General features: G+C 49.3%; 9 protein-coding genes. 8 read left to right on the top strand and 1 reads right to left on the bottom strand.

All coding sequences use genetic code 11. The features are described from left to right. Positions 1-182: 182 nt before the first annotated feature. From KNQ13_RS14760 to KNQ13_RS14730, 7 genes are all read left to right on the top strand, one after another. Positions 183-1,196 carry a LacI family DNA-binding transcriptional regulator gene (locus tag KNQ13_RS14760; RefSeq protein WP_014969333.1) on the top strand — a complete coding sequence of 338 codons (1,014 nt, stop codon included), beginning with the start codon at positions 183-185 and terminating at the stop codon, positions 1,194-1,196. Between the two features lie 202 nt (positions 1,197-1,398). Then, on the top strand, positions 1,399-2,706 hold the full coding sequence (locus KNQ13_RS14755) for an ABC transporter substrate-binding protein (RefSeq protein ID WP_026830653.1): 1,308 nt from the start codon (positions 1,399-1,401) through the stop codon (positions 2,704-2,706). Between the two features lie 60 nt (positions 2,707-2,766). Next, positions 2,767-3,663, top strand: coding sequence for a carbohydrate ABC transporter permease (locus KNQ13_RS14750; RefSeq protein WP_026830654.1), 897 nt, complete (start codon positions 2,767-2,769; stop codon positions 3,661-3,663). 3 nt (positions 3,664-3,666) lie between these two features. Beyond that, a complete protein-coding gene (locus tag KNQ13_RS14745) occupies positions 3,667-4,590 on the top strand; it encodes a carbohydrate ABC transporter permease (protein ID WP_081809583.1) in 924 nt (307 codons plus the stop codon). Between the two features lie 22 nt (positions 4,591-4,612). Then, on the top strand, positions 4,613-5,959 hold the full coding sequence (locus tag KNQ13_RS14740; protein WP_026830656.1) for a GH1 family beta-glucosidase: 1,347 nt from the start codon (positions 4,613-4,615) through the stop codon (positions 5,957-5,959). A gap of 67 nt (positions 5,960-6,026) precedes the next feature. Continuing rightward, positions 6,027-8,420 (top strand): carbohydrate binding domain-containing protein, encoded by a 2,394-nt coding sequence (locus KNQ13_RS14735; protein WP_209548496.1) that lies wholly within the window; start codon positions 6,027-6,029, stop codon positions 8,418-8,420. Positions 8,421-8,578: 158 nt separating this feature from the next. Next, complete coding sequence (locus KNQ13_RS14730) at positions 8,579-9,052, top strand: hypothetical protein (protein ID WP_026830658.1); 474 nt, start codon at positions 8,579-8,581, stop codon at positions 9,050-9,052. A gap of 81 nt (positions 9,053-9,133) precedes the next feature. On the opposite strand, the gene KNQ13_RS14725 is transcribed toward KNQ13_RS14730, so the two are convergent. Next, positions 9,134-10,390: a M20/M25/M40 family metallo-hydrolase gene (locus KNQ13_RS14725; RefSeq protein ID WP_026830659.1), complete on the bottom strand. Its 1,257-nt coding sequence runs from the start codon at positions 10,388-10,390 to the stop codon at positions 9,134-9,136. Positions 10,391-10,478: 88 nt separating this feature from the next. Between KNQ13_RS14725 and KNQ13_RS14720 the strand changes: the two genes are divergently transcribed. After that, positions 10,479-11,414 (top strand): hypothetical protein, encoded by a 936-nt coding sequence (locus tag KNQ13_RS14720; protein WP_014969340.1) that lies wholly within the window; start codon positions 10,479-10,481, stop codon positions 11,412-11,414. Positions 11,415-11,565: the final 151 nt, after the last annotated feature.

The raw sequence follows: 11,565 nt of genomic DNA, 5'->3' as shown, positions 1-11,565 counted from the left end.
ATGGGAGACCACGGAAATGTCTCAACTGGAAAACTGCATACGAGGTCTTCTCGGAAGAAGTGTTGCACTTAATTTGACAAACCGTCAAATCCAAATAAATTCGCAAATAATGGTTGCGTCTTTCCAGATTCCGACCTATACTAAATTTATCGAAAGCGCTTTCGGTGAAATGGAGTGGTTACATGGGTACAATTTATGATTTAGCGAAAATAACCGGTTTTTCGATCACGACGGTCTCAAAAGCCTTAAATAACTATTCCGATGTCAGTGAAAAGACAAAAGCGAAAATCGTTCAGGCAGCAGCCGATATGGGCTACTTGCCGAACGCCCACGCTCAGTCGCTCTCGACGAAACGATCCTGGACGATCGGGGTCATGTTCTCGGAAGCAAACGAAGTCGGGATGATGCATCCATTCTTCAACGCAATCATCGAAAGTTTCCGGAAAGCAACGGAGCAGCAAGGTTATGATTTAATCTTCGCCTCGCGGAATCTCCGCAATCGGGACATGAGTTACCTCGAGCATTTCCAGCATCGGGCGGTCGACGGCATCGTCGTCATCTGTTCCGATCAAATGGACAAGCATGTCCAGCAACTGATTCAAAGTTCGATTCCAATCGTTGTCGTCGACATGGACAGCACCGATTGCAGTGTCGTCTTCTCGGATAACCTCTCCGGCGGTACACTCGCCGTCAATCATCTCTACGAACTGGGACATCGTTTGATTGCCCACATTGCTGGAGATATGACGATTGATGCGGGATTGGCACGAATCGAAGGGTACAAACAAGCGATGGATCGACTCGCGTTACCGATTCCAGACGGCTATCTGATCAACGGCGGATTTTTCTCGGTCGAAGAAGGAAAACAAGCGATGCAGACGTTGCTTGCTTTACCGAAACGTCCGACTGCGGTCTTCGTCGCAGGTGACCAAATGGCGATCGGGGCAATGGAAGCGATTCATGAAGCGGGCCTTCGGGTTCCGCAAGACATTTCCGTCGTCGGTTACGATGATATCGAGATGTCGAAATACGTCACACCGAAGCTGACGACGGTCCGGCAAGATACGGAGCAGATCGGACAGCATGCAGCGAATCTCTTGATTGAACAAATCGTCAACAAACGACGTGTCATGACGACGGATATCATTCCAGTCGACTTGATCGTCCGCCAATCGACAGGACCTGTCACACCGTAACATCTTTTCGGAATCGCTCTCGCAGGTTGTCTTCGAGAAAACGCGAGAGCGGTTTCGAAATCCACTATATTTTTTTGTACGTTTCCGAAAGGGCTTTCGGAACTTTTTTCAGACCATTTACGAAAGCGCTTTCGATATTTTTGAATAATAAATGAGACCGCTTACTTAGGGGACTACCAACAGACGAGAAGGATGGGATGACATGAAGAAGAAGTTAGTCAGCGTATTAACAGTCGGCGCATTAACAGCAAGCGTTTTAGCAGGATGTTCAGGTGGCGAAGAGGAAAAAACGAGCGGTGGCAAGGAAGTCCTGAAAATCTGGTCGTTTACAGATGAATTAAAAGAACCAATCAAAAAGTTTGAAGAGCAAAACGACGTGAAAGTCGAATTGACGATCGTTCCAATCGCGGATTACCCGACGAAATTAAAACCAGCGCTTGAGAGTGGCGTCGGCGCACCGGATATCTTCACAGGTGAGATCGCCTTCCTCAAACAATGGGTCGACGCTGGCTACTGGGCGAACCTGTCGGAAAAACCATTTAACGCAGGTGAAGTCAAAGACGACTATATCCCGTACGTCTATGACATGGGGAAAGACAAAGACGGTAACGTTCGTGCTCTTTCATGGCAAACGACACCAGGTGGCGTCTACTACAAACGAAGCATCGCGAAAAAAGTTCTCGGCACAGATGATCCAAAAGAAATCGGTGCGATGATGAACTCGATGGACGGCGTCTTCGAAATCGCTGAGAAGATGAAAGGCAAAGGCTACAAAATGTTCCCGGATGAAGGATCGATCCGTTGGTTCGCACAAGGGAATGAGCCGCAAGCTTGGGTGAACGACAAACAGGAACTCGTCGTGACGGAAGACAAGAAAAACTACATGGATTACGCAAAAGAATTACGGACAAAACAATACACGGCACTTGCGCCGGAATGGTCACCATCATGGTTCGCCGGAATGGATAAGCCGGTCAAAGTCAAAGAAAACGGCAAAGAAACCGAAACAGAAATCTTCTCATATGTCCTTCCGACATGGGGCTTACACAGTGTCTTGAAAGAAAACGCGAAGAAATCAGCCGGTGACTGGGCTGTTACAAGCGGACCGAGCCCATACTTCTGGGGCGGTACATGGTTAGGTGTCTACAAAGATTCGAAGAAACAAAAACTTGCGTATGATTTCGTTAAAATGATGACACAAGACGAAGAGTTCTTGACAGACTGGGCGAAAGAAACAGGGGACGTTCTCGCTTACAAACCGGTTACGGACAAAATCAAAACCGACTTCAAAGATGAGTTCCTCGGCGGACAGAACAACTACGAGTTCTTCCTTGATCAAGCAGACAAAATCACACCGGGAATCGTGACGAAGTACGACCAACAGCTCGATACGTTATACGGTGCATCTGTCATGGAATATGTCCAAGGCAAAAAATCAAAAGACGAAGCACTTGCTGAATTCTACAAAAAAGTCAAAAATGCGTATCCGGACGTAAAAGTACCGGAATAAGGAGTCTAGGTGGGGCGGTCCTCGCTTCACCTCTTCTTGTTTAAGAAAGGGGTTTGACCTGTGAAAAAACTCGATCGCCATGGTTATCTGTTCATCGCACCGTTTTGGATCGTCTTCTTGATCTTCAGCATCTATCCGGTTGCCTTGACGTTCTATTACAGTTTCACCAACTACACAGGCGCAGAAGGCGAACAACTCGTCGGACTCGCGAACTATACGCGTTTGCTCGGAGATACGTACTTCATTGAAGCGTTCTTCAACACACTGAAGATTTGGGGACTGAACTTCATCCTGCAAATCGGGGGAGCTTTGATGCTCGCCTTACTGTTCTCGGATTTACAGCTCAAGATGAAAGGTCTCGCGTTTTTCCGCGCGACGTTCTATCTGCCGAACTTGATCACGATCAGCTCGGTTGCCTTGTTGTTCGGTATCCTGCTCGACTGGCAGCACGGTTCACTCAACATGATGCTGCTGAAAATCGGCATCATCTCAGAGCCGATCAACTGGTTGACACAACCGGTCACAGCCCAGATTTCCGTCTCACTCATCCTGACCTGGATGTGGCTTGGCCACTCGTTCATCGTCGTCATGGCCGGCGTATCCGGCATCTCGAAGGATTATTTCGAAGCGGCACTGATTGACGGTGCAACACGCTGGCAGATCTTCTCGCGGATCACGTTACCGCTCTTAAAACCGATCTTGCTCTACATCATGATCACATCATTGATCGGCGGACTGCAATTGTTCGACCTGCCGATGTTGATCACGGATGGTGTCGGTGCGCCGGATGGTGCCCTGAACACGATGGTGCTTTATCTCTACAACCAAGCCTTTAAATACAACAACTATGGCTACGCCGCTGCTGTCGCATACGGATTGTTTGCCATCACGCTCGTCTTTTCAATCATCGTCTTCAAAGGGATGTTCCGAAAAGAACGTTCACCGAAAGGAGCCTGACCGATGGAACGAAATGCAGAAGCACGTCGGATCGTGCCACAAACGGGGGATCAACCGGATCGTTCAGAACGTCCGCTCAAGTTGACACCACCTCCGAAACAGAAAAAAGCCTGGTTCGGGAAAAGTCTCATCTACGTCGGACTGATTGCCTTGACGATCGCCTGTCTCATCCCGTTTTTGATGATGATCATCAACGCGACCCGCTCGAACGAAGAAGTGTTATCTGGTTTCTCATTGATTCCAGGGAACTCGCTCGCTGAAAACTACGCGGCACTCAGCTCGTACGTCAACATCTGGTCCGGCTTCAAGAACAGTCTGATCATCGCCGTACTCGTCACCGTCTTATCGGGTTACTTCTCGGCGATGACAGCGTTCGGATTTGCTTTCTACCAGTTCAAAGGAAAAAACGTCCTGTTCGTCTTCATGCTCGTCATGATGATGATTCCGGGACAACTCGGTTTGATCGGGTTCTACGAGCTCAGTAAGAACTTAGGTCTGCTCGACAGTTTCATCCCGCTGATCGTTCCGGCGATCGCCAGTCCGTTCACGGTGTTCTTCGTCCGTCAGTACCTGCAGACGGTCATGCACCCAAGTTTGCTGGAAGCAGCACGGATGGATGGCGCCAGTGAATGGCGGATCTTCCATACGATTGCTTTACCGATGATGATGCCGGCGATCGCCACGATGTCGATCTTTACGTTCATCGGTTCATGGAACAACTACATCATGCCGCTCGTCCTGCTCTTCTCACCAGAAAAGTATACGTTGCCGGTCTTGATGGGCTTCTTAAAAGGATCACAAGTCGCAGAAAACTTAGGTTCGCTGTATCTCGGAATCGCGATTTCCGTCGTACCGATCATGATCGCCTTCTTGTTCCTCTCGAAATACATCGTCAGCAGCATCTCAGCTGGTGCCGTCAAAGAATAAACTGTTAAAGGGGCTTACATCTATGAAATTTACACCGAACTTCGTCTTCGGGACGGCAACGTCCTCGTACCAAATCGAAGGCGCACACGACGAAGGTGGTCGTACGCCGTCGATCTGGGATACGTTCTGCGATACGGACGGAAAAGTTTTTGAAAAACACAACGGCGATGTCGCCTGTGACCATTACAACCGCTTCGAAGAAGACATTCAACACATTAAAAAGTTAGGCGTCGACACGTACCGCTTCTCGATTGCCTGGCCACGGATTTTCCCGAGTAAAGGGCAGTTCAATCCGGAAGGGATGGCCTTCTATAAGACACTGGCCACACGTCTGCAGGAAGAAGGCATCAAACCGGCCGTCACACTCTACCACTGGGATCTCCCGATGTGGGCGCACGAAGAAGGCGGTTGGGTCAACCGCGACTCGGTCGACTGGTTCCTCGACTTCGCCCGCGTCTGTTTCGAAGAGCTCGACGGAATCGTCGACTCGTGGATCACGCACAACGAACCATGGTGTGCCGGCTTCTTGAGCTACCACCTCGGTCAGCATGCACCGGGCCACACGGACATGAACGAAGCCGTCCGTGCCGTTCACCACATGCTGTTGTCGCACGGAAAAGCGGTCGAACTGCTGAAAGGCGAATTCAACTCAGCGACGCCGATCGGCATCACGTTGAACTTGGCACCGAAGTACGCGAAGACGGATTCCGTCAACGATCAGATTGCAATGAACAATGCGGATGGCTATGCCAATCGCTGGTTCCTTGATCCGATCTTCAAAGGACAATATCCGATCGACATGATGAACCTGTTCTCGAAATATGTCCATACGTACGATTTCATCCACGCGGGAGACCTCGCGACGATTTCGACGCCATGTGATTTCTTCGGCATCAATTTCTACAGCCGCAACCTGGTCGAGTTCAGTGCGGCGAGTGATTTCTTACACAAAGACGCCTACTCGGACTACGACAAGACCGGCATGGGCTGGGATATCGCTCCAAGTGAGTTCAAAGACTTGATCCGTCGCCTGCGTGCCGAGTACACGGATTTGCCAATCTTTATCACGGAAAACGGCGCTGCCTTTGACGATCAGCTCGTCGACGGCAAGATTCACGATCAAAACCGGATCGATTACGTCTCCCAGCATCTGCAAGCCGTGTCTGATCTGAATGACGAAGGGATGAACATCGCCGGGTATTACCTCTGGTCGCTGCTCGATAACTTCGAGTGGAGCTTCGGGTACGACAAACGATTCGGGATCATCTATGTCGATTTCGATACACAGGAACGAATCTGGAAAGACAGCGCGCATTGGTATGCGAATGTCATCCAGACGCATAAGGCAGCACTTCCGCAAGAAGCGTAACGTCGTCGAACAGGCAAGGTCGAATTCATCGCCCTTGCCTGTTGTTCATTCAAAGGAGGAATTACAGATGAAGAAATGGCTCGCAGTTGCCCTCGGAACGGGACTGGTCCTGTCATACGCCGGGACCGGCCATGCCGAGAAAGCCGACAAAAAAGACAACACGAAATGGAAGATGGTCTGGTCGGATGAATTTACGAAACAACAGCTCGACCGGACGAAGTGGACATATGATACCGGGAACTGGATTGTTGATCAAAATGGAAGCGCTATCAGTCCGGGCTGGGGGAATAACGAAAAACAATACTACACGGACAACAAAGATAATTCCTTTATTCGGGACGGCAAACTCGTCATCCGGGCGAAAGAAGAAAAAACGACCGATTCGCTCGGTTCGTACGACTATACATCAGCTAAATTGAAAACCAAAGGCTTATTCAGCAAGACATACGGCCGTTATGAAATCAAAGCGAAACTGCCGACCGGTAAAGGCTTATGGCCGGCATTCTGGATGTTGCCGGAGCAGGACAAATATGGCGCCTGGGCATCATCCGGTGAGATTGATGTCATGGAAGCGTGGGGCAGTCAACCGGACAAAGTCGCCGGGACGATCCACTACGGTGAGAACTGGCCGAACAATAAATATACCGGCAAGGACTATCATTTCCCGGACGGCGGACGGATTGACCAGTGGCATACGTATGCCGTCGAGTGGGAGCCGGGCGAACTGCGCTGGTACGTCGACGGCAACCTCTATCAAACACAAAACGACTGGTACAGCAAAGGCAAAAACACGGCAACGAACTACAGTTATCCGGCACCTTTCGACCAAAACTTTTATCTCGTGATGAATTTGGCTGTCGGCGGCTGGTTTGACGGCGAAGTCGACGAAACGACGAAGTTCCCGGCTGAGATGGAAGTCGATTATGTCCGGGTCTATGATTTGAAGAACCGTGACTACCGCGAACCGGTCGAGCCGGTTTATGAAGATGTGACGTTACCGGACGGGGCAAAACAACCTTTAGAAGACGGCAATCTCGTGTATGACCAAGCGTACGAAAAAGCAATTAAGACGATCACAGACGGCGCGCAGACACTTGACCCGACATACTGGAACTATGTGACGTTGCCTGACTTCGGCGGCAAGGGATCGGTCGACGTGACAGAGCAGGACGGAACCCGTTTCGCCAGCGTCACGATCGACCAACCGGGGGTGCAAAACTATGCCCACCAGTTGATTCAAAAGATTTCCCTCGCCCAAGGCGGACGCTACGAAGTCAGCTTTGACGCAAGCAGTGAAGAAGCACGGACGATCGTCGCGAAAGTCGGTGGCGGGGCAGAACGGGGCTACACCAAATATTCGAATGAAGAAGTCATCGATTTGACGCCAACCGTCAAACGACATACGTTCACATTCGATATGGCAGCAGAAACGGATCTCGCGGCACGACTTGAGTTCAACCTCGGTCTGGCTAAAGCAGGGGTCAAAATTGGTAACGTCCGCGTCGAACAAGTGCCACGCGGCGAAATCGATGAAACGGCAACCAAACCTGCTTTACCGGACGGCAATCAGATCTACAACGGCACGTTTGACCAAGGCGCGATGGACCGCCTGACGTACTGGCAGTTTGATGCCGGTCAGACAAAAGGAACCGGATCGGTCGACCCGGTGACACGTGACTTTACATTCAAAACAAAAGCACAAATGAAAAAGGGACAATCGGCGACGCTGACGCAACGTGGTGTCCAGTTGCAGGAAAACCATCAGTATGTGCTTCGCTTCAAGGCGGACAGCAAGCGAATCAAACAGATTCAAGTCAAGGCGACAAATGCGGATGGAACAACAGCCTACTTGCCGACGCATGACGTGCCGTTGACAAAACAGACAACGACCGTTGAAATTCCGTTCACGATGACGCAAGCGACGGATTTGAACAGTCAACTCCAGTTCAACTTCGGATTGGCAAAAGGTGAAGTGACACTGGATGATGTCGAGTTGATCGACATCACACCGGTCGAAGTCGATCGGTCACCGCTCAAAAACGTTTCGTTCGCGGACGGACTGAACTTCTGGAGTTCGTACGTCCATTATGACGCGCAAGCGGTCGTCTCAACGGTCAATGACGCCGCGAAACTCGCCATCGCATCAGAAGGACAGGAACCATGGAGCGTCCTGCTGGAGCAAGGAAACTTACAGTTAGTCAAAGGGCAGACATATCAGCTGACGTTTAAGGCATCGTCAACAGTCGCGCGACCACTCGAAGTCACCGTCGAAAACGCTTCATATACACGTTACTTCAGTCAGATCGTCGAACTTGGCACAGAAGCGAAAACGTATCAGTTTGACTTTACGCTCGGACAAGACGATACGGCCGGGTTGAAGTTCTTACTCGGCAAGGCAGCCGGTTCCCCGTTTGCCGCGCATAACGTAACGATTGATGATGTGAAGCTAGAAGTGAAATAACACGAATTAAATTGTTTTATACAAAACGTCCAGAATGACTTCTTCGCTTGTTGAAGGGGAAGAGAATTCTGGACGTTTTTATTTTTCATGTAAAAAAGGAATTTAAATCCAATTCGCAGAAAGGGTATACCATGAAATTTTAGAGGAGGAACACCATCATGGTTCGTTCGACGAAACAGTATGTCGCGTTGTTTGCCGTGCTTTTGCTCGCGACGATCAGTATCAATGCCTGGCCGGCGAGTCTTTATCCGGACGGTTCGATTGGTCTGCTTCAAATCACGGCCTCATTCATCTGGTTGGTCTTTTTGACGGCTTCCGTGGTTCTTGTTCGGGAAGAAAAGACGCTTTTGTTTGTCTTCTACTATCTAAGCTTTGGGTTTGTTGCCGGCACCGTGGTCTATTTAGTGACATTTTTTGAGCGGTATTGGTTAGGAGAACTTTGGTTTGATATCGTATCAGCTATTCAATATCCGTTTTATTATCTGTTTGCGGTCCCGCTGTTTGGCTTTAATACATGGTTTGATGCTCCATACGGACAGTTTGCGATGTTTGCCGGGTTTGCTTACATCCTGCTGGCGATTGGTATAAGTGTCCGGTATAAAAAACTCGAAGCAAAGCGACTGCGGTACTGACAAGTGGATTTTCCTAAACCATCGTTTTCTTCTGACAGCGCGCCTTGGCGCGCTTTTTCATGCCGAAGCGGTGTATGAAGTTTAAGAACGAAGCGGAATGAGCTGATGGTGGAGAACCGATTCAATCAAGGCGACAGTCTCGAACGTCGCTGCGTAATCGACTGTTTCGTGCTCCGTATGTTCGTGTCTATAGCCGACCGACAGATTGACGGAAGGAATTCCGAAGCCGGCAAATACGTTCGTGTCGCTTGATCCGCCGTTTGTCGTCGTCTGCCAATCGGGCATTCCGGCGAGACGTCCTGCTTCCTCGAACAGCTGACCAAACTCTGATGTACAGAACGGTATTTGATTCCGACAGGCCGTGACAATATCGCGTGTTCCGCGGCGGTCGACAACGATGGCGGCATCCACATCCTTGAGGAAAGCGGAATCGATCCCCTCGGCACCCCGGCACCCGATCTCTTCTTGTACCGTGAAGGCGAGTTTCAGCGTACCGGAGAAGTTTGTGTTCCGGACGCGGTCAAGCACTTCCAGAATGGTTGTGATCCCGGCACGATCGTCAGCTCCAAGGATGCCGCTGGAACTGCGGAGGGTCGTGCCGTTTTCGAGAATGACCCGACCTTCCTCAATCAGTTCGACCGTATCCATATGAGCGGACAGCAGGATGGTCGGACCGACGCCACATGTAATGGTCGCCAGGACATTTCCCCGTTTGTCGGTATAGAGGAAATCCGTGCTTGATCTCAAATGATTGCGGAGATGCATTGCGACTAATCGCTCCCGTTTGCTGACACCCGGGATATCGAGCCATGTCAGCAAACGATGTTTAAACCGTTCCAGTCGTAAAGTCTTAAGGTAGTGTTGATCTGCGGTCAACCGGTAGAGACGTTCCGCAAACAGCAAGAGGGAGGCGAATCCGCTTCTGCGGTAGTTCAGCTGCAACGTCAGATGAATCAGTTGCATCGTCATCTGGTGTGGCAAGGCAAGTTGAAGCAGTTGCCATTGCTCCAAAGAAGGTGCTTGCTGGAGGACGATTGAAGCTTGACCGCGGGCATGTCCGTCACAACAAGACAATGTCAGGATACCAAGGGTGTTCAGCCAACGGACGGGATCAAAGGAGTGATACGGCAAGTCATCCGTCAATGGATTTACCATCGCTTCTTGCCCGGGCAGATCCTTAAAAGGAACCTGCTGGATCCACTCAATCAGCCGGCGATCGCTCCAGTCCTTAATCGGATATTGTAAAATGGATTGAGTCAAACGGGCCACATGTGTTTTGCTGAACCGGTCGTCCTGGCTCAGACCGTGTCGCGCTAAGAGAATCGCTGCGTTTGTCATAAAAAACAGCTCCTTGTTGAATAAGTTGTTTTCAGTGTAGCAAGGGAGCTGTGACAGGCTGTCACACGTCAAAAATAGGAGGAAAAGCATGGAACAATCCGAACATCTCAAAGAAAAACGAACTGGGCGTAGATTTCCGAGAAGGACAGCTGAAGAATTGGAACTCCAACGTAAGATGAAACTTAACCATTTTGTTCGGCAAGCTGAGTTTTTTAAGCTATCGGAAAAACCGGACTTTGTTCAAGCCAAGAAGTGGCTGTTACAGGCACTACATATAGAAAAGAATCATCCGATTGCCAATTATCGACTGGGATATCTTCTTTACCGTGAGCACCAGTATGAAATGGCGGTTTATCATTTTAAGACTGCGCTTGACGGCACGGAGAACGATGTCTTGAGTGAGACACAGTTGATTTTAGCGAATACATTTCTCGTTAATTGCGGAATGGCGATTACACGGGAGGCCTTGCGTGAGTTAGAGGATTTGGGACTTCGAATCGAAGGGGAGATAGATCAAGAACGCATCGAACGCTACCGCGCTGAAATGCTTGTCCAAGAAGAGAATATGCTAGATCGTCTGTATTATCGGAAAATCACGGCAGGACATGAAACGATCATCAATGAAGAACAGTTTTACGACATCCGTCCGGATAAAGGAGAGCTGTTACTCCGAAGTTCGGATGATGGGAAAACGTTGCAGGTAGATGGAAAACCAGCTGAATTATTAAATCTGCATATGTTCTTAACGCTCGTGTTACTGAATCAAAAAGCATTTCAACCATATCCGGTTTTACAGGATGCTTTGTCTGAATTAGGGGGACAAAGGATTTCTTACAACTATATGCGACAGTTAATTCGGAGAATTCGTGATCAGTTTGTTACGTTGAATTTGATTGAATCGACATCTATTTCTTCTCCTGATTCTTCACGTCCTGTCCAAGGATTTCGCATTCACCCGAACTGGTCGGTGACGATTCTTTGTCGGGCAGATGATTTCATTGTATTGTCTTCGAGGACGGAATGAGAAATGGAATCCGTTTCGGTTGGCAAAACAGTAAATATAATGACTGAAGGAAGCGATCGTTTTGATATGCTCCCCAATAGGTAGACAGATGAAATAAACAATCTGTTTTTCTATTAGGGGGGTCTTTTTTATGACAAGAACTAAGCATTCC

This window comes from Exiguobacterium sp. s128 (genome assembly GCF_018618815.1).
Lineage (GTDB): Bacteria > Bacillota > Bacilli > Exiguobacteriales > Exiguobacteriaceae > Exiguobacterium_A > Exiguobacterium_A antarcticum.
The sequence above is the reverse complement of the archived record's forward strand: the minus strand, read 5'-3'. Positions and strand labels throughout refer to the sequence as shown.

Coding starts and splice junctions, on each gene's coding strand:
- KNQ13_RS14735 (WP_209548496.1), top strand. CDS start 6,027: ATGAAGAAATGGCTCGCAGTTGCCCTCGGAACGGGACTGGTCCTGTCA.
- KNQ13_RS14755 (WP_026830653.1), top strand. CDS start 1,399: ATGAAGAAGAAGTTAGTCAGCGTATTAACAGTCGGCGCATTAACAGCA.
- KNQ13_RS14725 (WP_026830659.1), bottom strand. CDS start 10,390: ATGACAAACGCAGCGATTCTCTTAGCGCGACACGGTCTGAGCCAGGAC.
- KNQ13_RS14720 (WP_014969340.1), top strand. CDS start 10,479: ATGGAACAATCCGAACATCTCAAAGAAAAACGAACTGGGCGTAGATTT.
- KNQ13_RS14740 (WP_026830656.1), top strand. CDS start 4,613: ATGAAATTTACACCGAACTTCGTCTTCGGGACGGCAACGTCCTCGTAC.
- KNQ13_RS14760 (WP_014969333.1), top strand. CDS start 183: ATGGGTACAATTTATGATTTAGCGAAAATAACCGGTTTTTCGATCACG.
- KNQ13_RS14730 (WP_026830658.1), top strand. CDS start 8,579: ATGGTTCGTTCGACGAAACAGTATGTCGCGTTGTTTGCCGTGCTTTTG.
- KNQ13_RS14745 (WP_081809583.1), top strand. CDS start 3,667: ATGGAACGAAATGCAGAAGCACGTCGGATCGTGCCACAAACGGGGGAT.